Origin of the sequence: Flavobacterium sp. NG2 (assembly GCF_034119845.1) — a bacterium.
GTDB lineage: Bacteria > Bacteroidota > Bacteroidia > Flavobacteriales > Flavobacteriaceae > Flavobacterium.
Genome location: NZ_CP139420.1, coordinates 383,109 through 398,781 on the forward strand (window position 1 = coordinate 383,109; position 15,673 = coordinate 398,781).

The 15,673-nt window shown below is 34.8% G+C and carries 13 protein-coding genes; 5 read left to right on the forward strand and 8 right to left on the reverse strand.

All coding sequences use genetic code 11. From position 1 onward, the window contains the following. Positions 1–73: 73 nt before the first annotated feature. Both thiL and lepA read right to left on the reverse strand, forming a co-directional pair. Positions 74–1,120: a thiamine-phosphate kinase gene (thiL, locus tag SLW70_RS01725; RefSeq protein ID WP_320891736.1), complete on the reverse strand. Its 1,047-nt coding sequence runs from the start codon at positions 1,118–1,120 to the stop codon at positions 74–76. A 169-nt stretch (positions 1,121–1,289) separates the two neighbouring features. After that, on the reverse strand, positions 1,290–3,086 hold the full coding sequence (lepA, locus tag SLW70_RS01730; RefSeq protein ID WP_320890184.1) for a translation elongation factor 4: 1,797 nt from the start codon (positions 3,084–3,086) through the stop codon (positions 1,290–1,292). Positions 3,087–3,612: 526 nt separating this feature from the next. Between lepA and dusB the strand changes: the two genes are divergently transcribed. Both dusB and SLW70_RS01740 read left to right on the forward strand, forming a co-directional pair. After that, positions 3,613–4,605, forward strand: a complete 993-nt coding sequence (gene dusB / locus SLW70_RS01735; protein WP_320890185.1) for a tRNA dihydrouridine synthase DusB — start codon at positions 3,613–3,615, stop codon at positions 4,603–4,605. Between the two features lie 312 nt (positions 4,606–4,917). After that, positions 4,918–5,505, forward strand: coding sequence for a hypothetical protein (locus tag SLW70_RS01740; protein ID WP_320890186.1), 588 nt, complete (start codon positions 4,918–4,920; stop codon positions 5,503–5,505). A gap of 69 nt (positions 5,506–5,574) precedes the next feature. On the opposite strand, the gene SLW70_RS01745 is transcribed toward SLW70_RS01740, so the two are convergent. The 5 genes from SLW70_RS01745 to SLW70_RS01765 are packed head-to-tail and all read right to left on the reverse strand — an operon-like array spanning position 5,575 to position 12,726. Next, entirely contained in the window at positions 5,575–9,048 is a 3,474-nt protein-coding gene (locus SLW70_RS01745; protein WP_320890187.1) for an efflux RND transporter permease subunit, read from the reverse strand. 8 nt (positions 9,049–9,056) lie between these two features. Next, complete coding sequence (locus tag SLW70_RS01750; protein ID WP_320890188.1) at positions 9,057–10,220, reverse strand: efflux RND transporter periplasmic adaptor subunit; 1,164 nt, start codon at positions 10,218–10,220, stop codon at positions 9,057–9,059. Between the two features lie 26 nt (positions 10,221–10,246). After that, on the reverse strand, positions 10,247–11,593 hold the full coding sequence (locus SLW70_RS01755) for a TolC family protein (RefSeq protein WP_320890189.1): 1,347 nt from the start codon (positions 11,591–11,593) through the stop codon (positions 10,247–10,249). After that, positions 11,590–12,186, reverse strand: a complete 597-nt coding sequence (locus tag SLW70_RS01760) for a TetR/AcrR family transcriptional regulator (RefSeq protein ID WP_320890190.1) — start codon at positions 12,184–12,186, stop codon at positions 11,590–11,592. Before SLW70_RS01760 ends, SLW70_RS01755 begins: the two co-directional genes overlap by 4 nt. Before the next feature lie 18 nt (positions 12,187–12,204). Further along, positions 12,205–12,726 (reverse strand): YceI family protein, encoded by a 522-nt coding sequence (locus SLW70_RS01765; protein ID WP_320890191.1) that lies wholly within the window; start codon positions 12,724–12,726, stop codon positions 12,205–12,207. A gap of 186 nt (positions 12,727–12,912) precedes the next feature. Between SLW70_RS01765 and SLW70_RS01770 the strand changes: the two genes are divergently transcribed. The 3 genes from SLW70_RS01770 to SLW70_RS01780 are packed head-to-tail and all read left to right on the forward strand — an operon-like array spanning position 12,913 to position 15,004. Continuing rightward, positions 12,913–13,887, forward strand: a complete 975-nt coding sequence (locus SLW70_RS01770; RefSeq protein WP_320890192.1) for a polyprenyl synthetase family protein — start codon at positions 12,913–12,915, stop codon at positions 13,885–13,887. Positions 13,888–13,919: 32 nt separating this feature from the next. Further along, complete coding sequence (locus SLW70_RS01775; RefSeq protein ID WP_320890193.1) at positions 13,920–14,642, forward strand: hypothetical protein; 723 nt, start codon at positions 13,920–13,922, stop codon at positions 14,640–14,642. A gap of 5 nt (positions 14,643–14,647) precedes the next feature. Continuing rightward, entirely contained in the window at positions 14,648–15,004 is a 357-nt protein-coding gene (locus SLW70_RS01780; protein ID WP_320890194.1) for a hypothetical protein, read from the forward strand. Between the two features lie 113 nt (positions 15,005–15,117). On the opposite strand, the gene SLW70_RS01785 is transcribed toward SLW70_RS01780, so the two are convergent. Further along, the gene (locus tag SLW70_RS01785; protein ID WP_320890196.1) at positions 15,118–15,651 is read right to left on the reverse strand and encodes a hypothetical protein; all 534 of its coding nucleotides are present in this window, start codon (positions 15,649–15,651) and stop codon (positions 15,118–15,120) included. Between the last annotated feature and the right edge of the window lie 22 nt (positions 15,652–15,673).

Sequence of the window (15,673 nt, forward strand, 5' to 3'; positions counted from 1 at the left end):
AGGATTAATCTATCTGAATCTTTTAATCTGTGTCGAATAAAAATATATACTTACAATTTATGTATTTAAAAAATTACTCACTCAAAGCATTCCAACCTCTCGCTTTCAAAGGAATTTTGGTATTAGCTCGAGTAACCAAGTGAATGCCCTCACTCTCTTCAGTCATATGACCGATGATAGAGAAATTAGGATTCCCCTTAATCTTATCAAAATCCTCTATTGGAATCGTGAATAACAATTCATAATCTTCACCACCATTAATCGCTACGGTTGTACTATCAATATCGAATTCTTCACAAACACTGATAAATTGTGGATCTAATGGCAACTTATCTTCATACAAATTACATCCTACTTTAGATTGCTTACACAAATGAATGATTTCTGACGACAATCCATCAGAGATATCAATCATTGACGTAGGTTTTATCTCTAAAGCATGTAACAAAGTACGTACATCTTTACGAGCTTCTGGTTTTAATTGACGTTCAACCAAATAGGTGTATAATGCTAAATCAGGTTGCGAATTTGGATTCACTTGAAAAACTTGCTTCTCTCTTTCCAAAACTTGCAATCCCATATAAGCGGCACCAATATCTCCAGTTACTACTAATAAATCGGTTGCTTTAGCTCCGTTACGGTATACAATTTCATCTTCATTAGCTTCTCCTAAAACCGTGATACTTATAATCAATCCTTTTTGAGATGAAGTGGTATCACCTCCAATAACATCTACTTTGTATTCATTAGCGGCAAGCGTAATTCCTTGAAACAATTCTTCCAACGCTTCCAATGGAAAACGATTAGAAACCGCTATGGAAACAGTGATTTGAGTCGCTTTGGCATTCATCGCACAAATGTCTGAAACATTCGTTACCACAGCTTTGTATCCTAAATGCTTCAAAGGCATATAAGCCAAGTCAAAGTGCACTCCTTCAACCATAATATCTGTTGAAACTACTACCTTTTTGTCTTTGAAATCCAAAACAGCAGCATCATCGCCAATTCCTTTTAATGTAGAAGGTTGGTTGATTTCAAAATTTTTTGTCAAATGGTCAATCAAACCAAATTCGCCCAATTGAGCAATACTTGTACGTTGTGGGTTTTTATCTTCAATCATGTTTTTAAGTTGCAAAGTTTTAAGTTGCAAAGGTACAAAGATTTTAAGCCACAGATCACACGGATTATCACAGATTTTTGCAAACAAAAAAACCTGACAATTTTTACATCGTCAGGTTTCTAATATATTTGAAAAGTAAAGATGCACTGCAGTGCATCTCTATATTCTATTAATCATTCAATTTCAAAACAGCCATAAACGCCTCTTGCGGAATCTCAACATTCCCCACCAATCTCATACGTTTTTTACCTTTCTTTTGTTTTTCTAATAATTTACGTTTACGAGAAATATCTCCACCATAACATTTGGCGGTAACGTCTTTACGCAAGGCTTTTATTGTTTCACGTGCAATAATTTTAGCACCAATAGCTGCCTGAATCGGAATATCAAATTGTTGTCTCGGAATCAATTCACGCAATTTCTCACACATTTTTTTACCAATGTTATAAGCGTTGCTTTCGTGGATCAAAGCCGAAAGTGCATCTACAGATTGCGCATTCAATAACACATCCAATCGTACTAATTTTGAAGTACGCATTCCTATTGGTGTATAATCAAAAGAAGCATATCCTTTAGAAACCGTCTTTAAGCGATCGTAAAAATCAAATACAATCTCCGCTAGCGGCATATCAAAATTCAACTCCACCCTTTCCGTAGTCAAATACGTTTGATTAGTAATCAATCCACGTTTTTCAATACACAAACTCATTACATTCCCAACATAATCGGCCTTAGTAATAATAGTCGCTTTAATAAAAGGCTCCTCTACTCTGTCTAATTTAGACGGCTCTGGCAAGTCGGATGGATTATTTACTACAAAAGGAGTTTCTGGATCTTTTTTAGTATAAGCAAGGTACGAAACGTTAGGAACCGTAGTAATTACCGTCATGTCAAACTCACGCTCTAAACGCTCTTGAACAATCTCCATGTGCAACATTCCTAAGAATCCACAACGGAAACCAAATCCTAAAGCCGCTGAACTCTCCGGTAAAAATACAAGCGAAGCATCGTTCAATTGTAGTTTCTCCATCGACGCACGCAAGTCTTCATAATCCTCTGTGTCTACTGGATAAATCCCAGCAAAAACCATCGGTTTTACATCCTCAAAACCTGTAATCATATTCGTAGTAGGCACTTTGGCATCCGTCAAGGTATCCCCTACTTTTACTTCTTTCGCTTCTTTAATACCTGAAATCAAGTACCCAACATCTCCTGTTGAAATGACTTGTTTCGGAACTTGATTTAATTTTAAGGTTCCAATTTCATCTGCAAAATATTCATTGCCCGTAGCCATGAATTTGATTTTTTGCCCTTTTTTAATTTCTCCATTTACCACTCTAAAAATAACCTCAATTCCTCTAAAAGGATTGTAATGAGAGTCAAAAATCAATGCCTGTAATGGCTCTTCTTTGCTTCCTGATGGCGGTGGAATTTTCTCAATAATAGCTGCCAAAATATTTTCGACACCAAAACCCGTTTTCCCCGAAGCATGAATAATATCCTCTAGTTTACAACCTAATAAGTCAATAATATCGTCACTAACTTCCTCAGGATTCGCTGATGGCAAATCTACTTTATTCAAAACAGGAATAATTTCCAAGTCGTTTTCTAAAGCAAGGTATAAATTCGAAATCGTTTGTGCCTGAATACTCTGCGCCGCATCTACAATCAAAAGCGCTCCTTCACAAGCCGCAATCGAACGAGAAACCTCATACGAAAAATCCACGTGTCCTGGAGTATCAATCAAGTTCAGGATATATTCCTCGCCCTTGTATTTGTATTCCATCTGAATCGCGTGACTCTTAATTGTAATCCCACGCTCACGCTCTAGGTCCATGTTGTCAAGCAATTGTGCTTTTTCTTCACGAGCCGTAACCGTTTGAGTTGCCCCTAATAATCGGTCAGCCAGCGTACTCTTCCCGTGGTCAATATGTGCAATAATGCAAAAATTCCTTATATGTTTCATCTTCTATTAATATCAATTTATTGTCATGCTAAGCGTAGTCGAAGCATGGGCGTGACCACAAGGGTCGGGCTATCCGTTTCAATCTTGTGTCGGCATAAATGCCAGCCGCCACAAGGATTTCCACTTCTATCCCTCACGCATACCGTTCGTTGGCTATAAAAAACCAAACTAATTAATCCGCAAATATACGCTAAATTCGGTAGCTTCAAAGCCTTGAACAACTAAACTTAGGACAAACGCATGAGTTAAAAAAATTACCACAGATTTGCAGATTTTTTATTTTAACCATACACTTTGTTTTAGGAAGAATATATTTGCGCTAATACCGCTTGAAGCGGTCTATTCACAATCAAAATTCATTAAAAAATAAGTGAATTAGCAGTTATAAAATATATGCGCTTATCCTACAACTAAATACAATTTACATTCAACTTAAAACACTGAAGTTCAATGTAAAAATTCCAATTTCTTTACAATTATATGGACTTTCGCTTAAAAGTTGTAATTTTGCACAAAATTTAAGCAGATGATCAAGATTGGCAACATAGAATTACCGGATTTCCCTTTACTTCTCGCACCTATGGAGGATGTGAGTGATCCGCCATTCCGTAGGCTGTGCAAAATGCATGGCGCCGATATGATGTACTCTGAATTTATTTCTTCCGAAGGTCTGATTCGTGACGCTATCAAAAGCCGAATGAAACTTGACATCTTCGATTATGAACGTCCCGTAGGTATCCAAATTTTTGGAGGTGACGAAGAAGCAATGGCTTTATCCTCTAAAATTGTTTCCACCGTAAACCCTGATTTAATTGACATCAACTTTGGTTGTCCGGTTAAAAAAGTAGTTTGCAAAGGAGCTGGAGCAGGAGTTTTAAAAGATGTGGACTTGATGATTCGCTTAACGCAAGCGGTTATTGACAGCACACATCTACCTGTAACCGTAAAAACACGTTTGGGTTGGGATGATAATTCGATTAATATTGATGAAGTGGCGGAACGCTTGCAAGATATTGGTGTAGCTGCCTTGAGTATTCACGCTCGTACTCGTGCCCAAATGTACAAAGGTCATTCGGACTGGTCACATATTGCTCGAGTAAAAAACAATCCTCGTATCACCATGCCTATTTTTGGTAACGGAGATATAGATAGCCCTGAAAAAGCCTTAGAATACAAAAACAAATACGGTATCGACGGAATCATGATTGGTCGCGCTGCTATTGGATATCCTTGGATTTTTAACGAAATCAAACATTTTTTCGAAACTGGCGAGCATTTAGCAAAACCAACCGTTGTTGACAGAGTCGAAGCCGTTCGAAACCACTTAACCTGGGCAATGGATTGGAAAGGACAACGCTTAGGAATAGTTGAAACCCGTCCGCATTACACTAATTATTTCAAAGGAATTCATTCTTTTAAAACCTATAAACAAAAACTAGTAACACTAGATACTCCTGAAGAATTATTCGTTGTTTTGAATGAGATTGAAGAGGCCTATGCTGGTTATGAAGTAGTTTAATCCATAAATTGATTTAGCCACGAATTCACGAATATTTATTTTAACCTTTGTGTATTCGTTGCCAAATTACTCACTCCTGCCAAAAGAAAAGTCAACCTCCTAAATAATATTGAACCTATTTCTAATCCATAAATTGATTTAGCCACGAATTCACGAATATTTATTTTAACCTTTGTGTATTCGTTGCCAAATTACTCACTCCTGCCAAAAGAAAAGTCAACCTCCTAAATAATATTGAACCTATTTCATAACTACTCCCTTTTTTATTTTTAGAGGTGTAAAATAAATACTACTTTCGCCAAAAAATATAAAATGAGAAAGTATATTAGTCTAGGTTTTGCTTTAGTAAGCTTTTTAGTGAAATCTCAAGAAACAGAGAAAGCATCCGTTGAGGAAAACTTATTTGGAGTACAACTGAGCATCATCAACACCAGTTTTCAATACGAGACCAAATTAGATAGAAAAATTACACTTCACTCAGAGCTGGGTTTCGGTCTAGCTTTTGCCACGATAAAAAATGATGACCCCACAATCGAAGACGAAAAGTCAACCATTATTTATCCTTTTATAAATTTAGAACCAAGATGGTATTTTGGATTAGACAGACGAGCAAAACTAGGGAGAAACACAAAAAACAACAGCGCTAACTATTTATCTTTGGCAACAACCTTTTTCTCAAATCAAACCTTATTACTCAATACTGGAGGTTTCAATGTCACTCCTCATTTATCAATTGTGCCTCAATTTGGTATCAGAAGAGCTTTTGCAAAAAACTTTAATTATGAATTTTCAGGAGGTGTAGGCTATGGCTATAATTTCTTTGATGATGCTAAGGGATGTAATTGCAGTCACAACAATACAATAATCCATATTCAAAGTAAAATTGGTTACAACTTTTAAAATAAGTACACATAAAAAAAGACTGTCTGAAAAATTCCAGACAGTCTTTCTAATTAAAAACGATTACCGTTACAAGCTAATTTTTTTATTCTGTTTCCATAATTTAAATCGCTCGATTAAATAGTACAGTACAGGCACGACTATCAATGTCAAGAAAGTTGCGAAGACTAATCCGAAGATAACCGTCCAAGCTAATGGCCCCCAGAAAATAACGTTATCACCTCCAATATAAATTTTAGGGTCAAACTCACTAAATAGAGAGAAAAAATCAATATTAAATCCAATTGCCAGCGGTATCAATCCTAGAACCGTTGTGATGGCTGTTAACAGTACAGGTCTCAACCTTGCTTTTCCACCTGTCACAATCGCTTCAAAAATATACTCTCTATCTAAGATTTTATATTGAGGAACATTCAACTCTTCTTTTTTGCGGCTTATCAGTAATTCTGTATAATCCAGAAGCACGACCCCATTATTCACCACAATACCAGCGAGGGAAATAATTCCCATCATGGTCATCATAATAACAAAAGGCCAACCTGTCGCCATTAATCCCAAGAACACTCCAATAAAACTCAAAAATACGGCTACCATAATAATTGAGGGTTTAGAGATAGAATTAAATTGGAACACTAAAATCAACATAATAAGTCCCAGCCCCGTTATTAAGGCCCCCATTAAAAAAGCCATCTGTTTGTTCTGCTCCTCAATTTGTCCTGTAAAATCAAATTTCACTGTTTTTGGAGCATCAAAATCAGCCATTTCAGCTTGAATCTGACTTACAACAGCACCCGCATCTGTAAATCCAGGAGAAAGTGCCGAATATAAGACAACAACACGATTCAAATCTCTGTGTTTAATAGCGCTAAAAGAAGAACTATTCTTTTGCGAAGCTACAGTTGAAAGTGGAATTTCTTTTAACTGTCCCGAAGCCATGTCTCTAAAAGTGATGTTTTGATTAAAAAGCGTACTTTGATTGTAACGGTTCTCATCATTAAACCTCACGTTGATATCATAATCTTCACCATCTAACTTATAAACACCCGCTTTTTCACCAAAAACAGAACGTCTCAACTGATTTCCAACTTGTCCAGCCGAAATACCCATTTCACCCGCTTTCTCACGGTCAACAGAAACTTTCATTGCTGGTTTTCCTTTGTTGACATCGACTTTTAATTCGTCAATTCCAGGTATGTTTCGACCGTTTAAAAAGTCTTTCATCTTTTCGGCAGTGACTATCAATTCCGTATAATCTTTTCCTTTAATTTCGATATTAATTGGATAACCTGCTGGTGGTCCTGCGGCATCTTTTTCGACAGAAATAGAAACTCCTGGATAAATATCTTTTAACGCTTCTTGTACTTTCAATCGCATTTGTTCAGAGTCTCTCCCGTCACGGTATTTATACTCACGCATCGAAACCGTAATTTTAGCTTTATGAGGCATTTCGGCTGTTGAACCTCCATCTGTTTGTGGATTACCTGCACCCTCACCTACTTGAGAAACCGCCGATTCTACTAAATAATTAGTACTATCCGCCTCATTGATATACTCTTTAGAATCCAAAACAGCATACACACGTTTTTCAATATCCTTAGTTAAAGCATTCGTTTTTTCAATATCAGTACCTTGTGGATATTCGATATATACGATAATCTGGTTTGGTTTGTTATCTGGAAAAAACTCTACTTTGGTTCTTCCACTTCCAACACTCCATCCAAAATAAGTCATCAATACAGCAAAAAACAAAAAGAACATTACCCCTACTACGATGAATGGTTTTCTTCCTGACAAAAAGAATTTCAACCAACCTTCGTATCCATTCTCTAGCTTGCTTAACGTAACCGTTTGAAACTTTAAAGTATAACCTTTAATCACATATTTGTACAACCAAAACATAGCCGCTGTAAAAATCATCAAAGACCCTAATCCACGAACGGCACCACCAAAAACAAGAATCAGTGTACCAATACCGCCAAGGATTATACTCAAACGTATCAACTGTTTCTTTGTTAACACTTTGTCTTTGATATCCATGAATTGCGAAACCAAAACTGAGTTAAAAAAGATAGCTACAAACAATGACGAACCCAATACGACAGAAAGCGTTATAGGGAAATAAATCATAAACTGCCCCATCACACCTGGCCATAATCCCAGAGGTACGAAAGCGGCAACCGTTGTCGCAGTAGAAATAATAATTGGCATCGCAATTTCACCAATACCCACTTTGGCAGCATCCATACGATTCATTCCTTCGTCTTCCATTAAACGGTAGACATTTTCGACAACTACAATTCCGTTGTCAACGAGCATTCCGAGCCCCATGATGAGTCCAAATAAAATCATCGTATTCATTGTATACCCTAAGGCATTCAAAATCATAAACGACAAGAACATCGACATCGGAATCGCAAATCCCACGAAAAGCGCATTTCTAAACCCTAAGAAAAACATCAAAACCCCAACAACTAGTATAATACCAAAGATGATATTATTTACTAAATCATCTACTTGATTTAATGTTTTAGAAGAAGAATCATTCGATAAACTAATATTTAAATCCTTAGGAAAATGGTTTTCTTGTGTATCTGCGAGAATAGTTTTAATCTTATCCGAAGCTTCAATCATGTTTTTTCCAGCTCGTTTTTTCACATCAAGCATCACAACACTTTTACCAAATTCTCTCGCATAAGTAGTCTTGTCTTCATTTTTGAAAGTAACCTGAGCTACATCCTTAAGATAGATAGGCCCTTGTTCATTTTTAACAACAAAGTTTTCTAAATCAGTAGGCTTATCAATTTCACCTTTGATACTAATAGTTCTTCTTTGTCCACTTGAAATAATATTACCTGCTGACATCGTTACGTTTCCGTTACGAACAGCATTTATCACATCATCAAAACTTACTTTTGAAGCCGCCATTTTGAAAATATCAACGGCTATTTCAATTTCCTTTTCTTGAGCTCCTCGAATATCTACCTGTTTGATTTCGCTTAGCCCCTCAATTTCATCTTTCAAATATTCACCAAATTCTTTTAATTTTTCAACAGGATAATCTCCTGATAAATTAATATTCAGAATTGGAATTTCTTCAGATAAATTTAAATCAAATACATTAGGTTCGACTTTAACACCGTTAAAAGTAGGCCAATCTTCATTTGACTTTTTAGCATCAACTTTGTCTTTTACTTTTTGTTTGGCATCTTCGACTGTTATTTTTTCATCAAATTCGACTGTGATAATACCATAATCTTCTTGTGAAGTCGAAACCACTTTAACAACATTACTAACGTTCTTAATATCTTCCTCTAATGGATCGATTATTAATCGTTCAATATCCTCAGCGGTATTACCTGGATAAACCGTACTTATATAAATTTTAGTTTCCTTAATCTCAGGAAAATCTTCTCTAGGCATTGCGTAATAAGCCGAAATACCCAAAATAAAGAACAACGCCATGATGACATAAATCGTCATTTTGTTGTCGACGGCCATAGAAGAAAACTTAAATTCTTTATGCTTGATTGGTGGAATACTCATCTTTTATCTTATTTTATTATAGACACAACTTGTCCGTCTTTTACGCTTCTTGCTCCTTCTTTTATAATCAAATCTCCATCACTAATTCCCTCCAGAATTTCAATCAAATCCCCTTGTGATTTACCCGTTTTAACTATCACCTTTCTAGCTTTAGTATGCTTATTTTGATCTGTCTTTTCAGCAATATAAAGGTATTGCTCTCCTTCAGCATTTTCTGAGATAATACTCAAAGGCACTGTAATAACATTTTTATTAGAGTAATCGTTGATGTTTAATTTAGACGATAAATTAGGTTTAATTAATCCTGATTTATTAGGCACTTGAACCTGTACTTTGAAAGAACGATTCGCTGGATTGATATTGTTATTTACTAATGAAACCTGTGTTTTAATTGTTTCGTTCAACATAGGAAAATCAACAACTACCTCTGTACCACGTTTGATTGCGCTCAAGTATTTCTCAGGAACATCTGCTTCAAGATACATATTCCCCAAATTAATAATTCTCAAAACAGGACTTCCAGGCGCTAAAACACTTCCTTTTTCAGAAATTATTTCATCGACAACACCAGAGAATGGAGCCACAATTGCTGTTTTTGCAATTTGTTTTTTAAGTTGAAGAATTGATTTATTTTGTGCTTCATAGGTTGACTTAGCTTGCAAAAACTGAATTTCAGAACCGATTTTTTGATCCCAAAGATTCTTTTGTCTTTCATAAGTTGTTTTAGCTAAATTTGCTTGAATTTGAAGTTGAGCCAATTGTTGGTTTAACCCACCATCATCAACACTTCCAAGAACTTGACCTTTAGAAACGCGTTGCCCTTCTTTAACAGCAAGGTTTTCCAAAATTCCACCTAATTGCGCATTTACAACTATGTTTTCTTTGGTTTGAACTTGTGCTTGCAATTCCAGATAATGCTTAAACACAGTGTCTTTTGCAGTAATAGTCGTAATTAAAGTTTGTTTGTGATTAACATCTAATTCACCAATAGCGTCATCAATTTTTTTCAATTCTTTTGACAACTCATCGGCTGATTTTACAATCTCAGCTCGTTTTAATCGCAATTGTTCTAGATTTCCTGACGCAATAATCGTCTCAGTTGAATTTTTCTTATCACCTCCACAAGAAAGCATTACGATTGAAAACACGGTTAATAAAATAGTTTTTCTCATTGGTATATCTTTTTAATTGCTGATTATTATTTGTTATTAAGTTTCTCCAAAGTCGCTTTTTTGTTGATAATATTAATCATCGACTGAAGGTAACTTTGTTGGGTAGAATATAATTGTCGTTGTGCTTCACTAAAATCAAAACTAGAAGACAAACCTTCTTTGAATTTGACTTGTTGCTTCTTCTCTATTCTTTCGGCAAGAGCCAAGTTACTTTTGGCAGTAGCATATTCTTCAACGCTAAAATCAAATTCACTTTTTGCAGTTGCATACTGTAATTTTAATTTTTGATCGGCTTCATTCAATTGAGTTTTAGCTTGATCAAAAGCAATTTTAGCTTGTTGTGTTTTGGCTTTATAACTAAAACTACTGAAGATAGGCACACTCAATCTAACTCCTAAATTAGAGTAGTTCAACCATTTTTGGTTGGTCGAGAAAAAAGTAAATTCATTTGCAAATGAATTATAACCAAAATTCACATTAGCAGCCAAAGTAGGCAATGCTTTACTTCGTTCTAACTTATACTCTAACTCTCTTTGCTTCTGAAAATTAGTTGCAATTTGGTAATCAACATTGTCATTTACATTAAACTGATGAAGCATTAAAGCTGCTCCAACATTTTTTTGCGTAAGACTTTCTAATTTATCTGTAACAATAAGTTGGTCGTTAATATCAATACCTAATGTGATTTTCAACATTTTATAAGCCACATCAAGTAAACGAGTGGAATTATTTAAATTACTATTAACCGATGCTAAAGTAATTTGCAGTTGCTCGACATTTTCTTCTTCAATCAAGCCATTTTTGAACGTTTCTTTAGTGTCTGAAACCGTTTTTTCAAGGGTTGCTTTGTTCTTTTTTAAAATAGCAATACTCTCTTGCGCTAACAAAACGTTCCCATAAGCATTAATGACCATCTCTTTAACCTCTACATCCGTTTTCCTCTTGGCATTTTCATAATACTTCAAATAAGTTTTGGATGCTTGCAAAGCCACTATATAAGAACCATCAAACAACAGCTGACTTAAAGTTGCTACAGCATTCATATTATGTTTGGTTCCAAAAGCAAAAGTTGAGATACTACCCTCTTCTCCTCCAAATGGGCCTCCCCCAGAAACCCCTTGCTGCTGGAATGAAAAATTATTTTGGTAATCTACCGTACCGTTAATCTGTGGCAAACCCGCAGCAGTCGTCTCCCACTTTTTTTGCCTTGCTGCTTCAACATCGCGCCCAGAGTTTATAACCGAATAGTTATGTTCCAAAGCATGAACGATTGCCTGATCTAGACTATAAGAATAGCTTTGAGGTGTTTCCTGCGCCTTTGTATTAACAGCAAAAAATAAGAGGCTGATGAATAATAAATTTCTCTTTATCATAAAGTTTGATTTTGCATTTGTTTTTCGAGTTCAATAATTCCTTTTGGTGTTGCCATAGCCCTAGTATGGTATTCTAAAGCTTTTATTTCTAGTCTTTGTGCTTCTTTTTCAGAACTAGTATTTTCATTGATACTAAAAATCAACGTATAATAAAACTTAACATAGGCTTCAATATCTAAATCGTTACGATACAAGCCCGAAGCAATTCCTTTTTCTATATTTTGACGAAAGCATTTGCTACATTCGTTGATTTCTACTGCTAAAACTTCAGCATAAATTTCAGGATAATGCTTCTTTAATTGATAAATAGGCGAAGTATCTGTCGACTGAAACATATCACTGAACATTTTTCTAATTTCAAAATTTTCAGCTATAGCATTATCATTATTACTAGTTATCGATTCTATAATTTGATGTACTTCTTTATGAACATAAGCCGTACTTTCCTTTATTAATGCTTCTTTATTACAGAAATATTTATAAATCGTTTTCTTTGAAATACACATCTCACAAGCGATATCATCCATCGTGATACTTTTGAATCCTAACTTCAAAAATAATTCACTCGCTTTTTTAATAATTTTCTCCTTCATCTTCTTCCGTAATTGAAATTAAACTTTGAATTCTAAATTGGCTTCTAACATTAAATCTTGCCCTGTAGCAATACCTCCCATTTGGTAAATCGTATTGGATTTCAAATCAAAATCCCTGCGATTTATCATTCCTTTGATTTCAAAAGAAGCTTTTTTGATTCCATTATAAAAAGTATACCCTATGAATTCGGCATCTAATTCTATTACTTTCGTAATATTTTTAATGGTAAGATTTCCTTTTATAAAATTAATATTTTTATTGACTTTTTGGAATGAAGTCGATTTAAAATTAATAATCGGATATTCTTTTACATCAATAAAGTCATTGATTTTCAAATGAGTATCCATCAATTCTAATTTTGATTCATTACTATTTACGTTTAACGAAAACTCAAGGTTCGCATCTTCAATGCAATCGTTTTTGATAGCGACATTACCTTCAAATTTATTTGCCTTCCCTGCTATATAGGCCACAATAGCATGTTTGTTTTTTATCAACACATCCGATTGTTCAGAATCAATTGTCCAGTTAGTCCCCATAACGTATTGTTTTAATTTTAAATCAAAATCACCAACTTCCTTATTCGTAATTTGACCGCAAATGTAGTTAGGAAACTTTTAACACCAAAATAGTTTCCATTGTATTTTCTTTTTTTTAACATTTCATTAATAAAGCCTATTTGTAATCCAATAGTATTACTGTAATTTAGCCGAAAAATATTTTTTATGCATTCCATCTCACAATACCAGGATTTTTTTATCAATTATCTAGAAAATCAAACCATTGATAAAGAACCTAAAAACCTATACGAGCCTATCAGTTATATATTAAGATTAGGAGGAAAAAGAATGCGCCCCATATTGACTTTGATGTCGGCAGAAGTATTCAATACCGACTTTCAAAAAGCACTTCCAGCAGCTATGGCCGTAGAGGTTTTTCATAATTTCTCATTAGTTCATGACGATATTATGGATGACGCCCCATTGCGACGCGGAAATGTAACTGTTCATGAAAAGTGGAACATCAATACTGGGATTCTTTCTGGAGATGCAATGCTAATTTTAGCCTATCAATATTTTGAACAATATGAGCCTGTTATCTTTCGAGACTTGGCAAAATTATTCAGTAAAACGGCTTTAGAGGTTTGCGAAGGTCAACAATGGGATGTCGATTTTGAAACACGTACGGATGTAACCATACCGGAGTACCTCAAAATGATTGAATATAAAACAGCCGTTCTTGTAGCTGCGGCAATGAAAATGGGTGCTATCGTCGCTGAGACTTCGGAGGAAAACGCCAATTTAATCTATGAATTTGGACTAAATCTAGGACTAGCTTTTCAACTGCAAGACGATTACCTAGATGCATTTGGAAATCCAGAAACTTTTGGCAAACAAGTAGGTGGCGATATTATCGAAAACAAAAAAACATTTTTATTCTTAAAAGCTAAAGAACATGCTGAAGCAAATGACAAAGCGGAATTATTACACTTATTCGCAAGTCAACTAGAAGACAACACTGCCAAAATCGAACAAGCAAAAGAAATTTTCATGCGCTCAGGAGCTGATAAAATCACTCAGGAAGCTATTGAGGAATACACTCTGAAAGCTTTTGAGACTTTGACTAAAATAAATATCGAAAACGATAAAAAAGAAATTTTAAGAAGTTTTGGCGAAAACCTGATGAAAAGAAAAGCTTAATCACAACTCACCATTTCTTTCAATTAAAAACAATGAATAAATTAGCTGCAGTTTTATGGAACGATAAGGACAATACCAATTCGAAATTGCAATTGGTTTTCGCTTTGTGCTTTCCCTTTTTCACTGTTTTAGCTTTAGGAATCGATTCGGTTTATTTTACCGAAACCTATTTTGATGGCCGACAAATTACTAATGTTTTAGCCTTAGCATATTTTACAGGATTCTTTTTATCATCAGGAGACAATTTACGAAAACTGATGTTTGTCATGGTGGCACTCTCGTATATAGGAGAATTAATTTTCTGCAAACTACTCGGGATGTACGAATACCGAACACCAATGATTCCATTATATGTTCCTTTTGGTCATGCTATAGTCTATGCTTCGGGTTTTGTTTACGCCAACACAATATGGTCTATCAAAAAAGAATACCATTTACGAAAATACTTTCTTTGGTTTTTTGCCGCTCTTTTTTTAGGGGTTGGCCTACTCCTTAAAGATTATTTCTCTTTATTATTTGGTGTACTATTTTTTTGGCTATTGAAAAGAAAAAAATGGCAAAACCTATATTGCTTTATTGCTTTATGCGTGATTTTCATCGAACTAGTAGGAACCTATTTTAAATGTTGGGCCTGGGTTCCCAATGTATTTGATTTACTACCTACATCTAATCCTCCAATGGGAGCTGTTTTTTTCTATGCAGGAGGTGATGTGCTCTTAGCTAAAATTGTCAAATATTGGGATTCTAAAAGTTAAATTAAATGAATTTTATCGCACCATTATCTACCGAATTATTGCTAATTGAAGCCGAAAACGAATCCTTGTATCTATCGTTAATAGAACAAATCAACAAGGATTTCAATTTAGCTAATGAAGGAATTGATTTTCCTAAAAGCATTACGCCTGAGGAATTAAAAATTCAGCTACACGAAAAAATATACCGCATGATTCAGTATAAATTTGCGGAGTACCTCAACCTACTTTATATTATTGATGTCTCTGAAGAAGAAATAAAAAAACTAGACGGTTCTGATGTAGTAGTTTTAGCAGAGCAGGTCGCCTTTTTAATATTAAAAAGAGAGTGGCAAAAAGTTTGGTTTCGGAATAAATACAAGTAGAGGTTCTAAGTTTCTAAGCACCTGAGAAGCTAAGATTACAGGATAGCTTTCTAGAGATTCCAAAACACAACATCCCCTTAGCATCTTAGTTACTCAGTACCTTAGCAACTTTCTTAAAAATAAAACCTCACAAAAGGCATAAAAGCATCACTATAAGCAAGATTGTTTTCTTTAAACAAAACATTGTAACGAACACCTATTGTAGCATTTCCACTTCGGTAACCCGCACCAAGAAAAAGACCGGTGTTCCAAAAATTGTTAGTAAAATTATTAGTTCCAATTCCAGAAACATTAACTCTAAGTTGTTCTAATTCGGCCGAAAGTTGGATTTCACGTATTGGATTAAATAAGGTTATCAAACTCGCACCGTATAAATTAGAGCTATAAAAATTCTTTTGCTTTGCATAAGTATATTGAGCACCAAGACCCACCGCAAAATATTCATTGACATTATATATAGCACTTGGAGCAACTGTAATATCCGTATAACCAGTACCAATACTCAATCCTAAACCGCCTCCAAACTGCACTTTGTCCCAAAAATCACTTTGACTTTTTATATTACTATTGTATTGTTGAGCCGTCAAAATTGAAGTTACCAAAACTAAAAAAGTTCTTAAAATGCGTGAAACGTGATTATTTTTCATGGTTTTGTATTTTTTTTTAACA

What these genes read in the sequence shown, in the direction of transcription:
- thiL (WP_320891736.1), bottom strand. Translation starts at nt 1,120, where the DNA reads ATGATTGAAGATAAAAACCCACAACGTACAAGTATTGCTCAATTGGGC.
- lepA (WP_320890184.1), bottom strand. Translation starts at nt 3,086, where the DNA reads ATGAAACATATAAGGAATTTTTGCATTATTGCACATATTGACCACGGG.
- dusB (WP_320890185.1), top strand. Translation starts at nt 3,613, where the DNA reads ATGATCAAGATTGGCAACATAGAATTACCGGATTTCCCTTTACTTCTC.
- SLW70_RS01740 (WP_320890186.1), top strand. Translation starts at nt 4,918, where the DNA reads ATGAGAAAGTATATTAGTCTAGGTTTTGCTTTAGTAAGCTTTTTAGTG.
- SLW70_RS01745 (WP_320890187.1), bottom strand. Translation starts at nt 9,048, where the DNA reads ATGAGTATTCCACCAATCAAGCATAAAGAATTTAAGTTTTCTTCTATG.
- SLW70_RS01750 (WP_320890188.1), bottom strand. Translation starts at nt 10,220, where the DNA reads ATGAGAAAAACTATTTTATTAACCGTGTTTTCAATCGTAATGCTTTCT.
- SLW70_RS01755 (WP_320890189.1), bottom strand. Translation starts at nt 11,593, where the DNA reads ATGATAAAGAGAAATTTATTATTCATCAGCCTCTTATTTTTTGCTGTT.
- SLW70_RS01760 (WP_320890190.1), bottom strand. Translation starts at nt 12,186, where the DNA reads ATGAAGGAGAAAATTATTAAAAAAGCGAGTGAATTATTTTTGAAGTTA.
- SLW70_RS01765 (WP_320890191.1), bottom strand. Translation starts at nt 12,726, where the DNA reads ATGGGGACTAACTGGACAATTGATTCTGAACAATCGGATGTGTTGATA.
- SLW70_RS01770 (WP_320890192.1), top strand. Translation starts at nt 12,913, where the DNA reads ATGCATTCCATCTCACAATACCAGGATTTTTTTATCAATTATCTAGAA.
- SLW70_RS01775 (WP_320890193.1), top strand. Translation starts at nt 13,920, where the DNA reads ATGAATAAATTAGCTGCAGTTTTATGGAACGATAAGGACAATACCAAT.
- SLW70_RS01780 (WP_320890194.1), top strand. Translation starts at nt 14,648, where the DNA reads ATGAATTTTATCGCACCATTATCTACCGAATTATTGCTAATTGAAGCC.
- SLW70_RS01785 (WP_320890196.1), bottom strand. Translation starts at nt 15,651, where the DNA reads ATGAAAAATAATCACGTTTCACGCATTTTAAGAACTTTTTTAGTTTTG.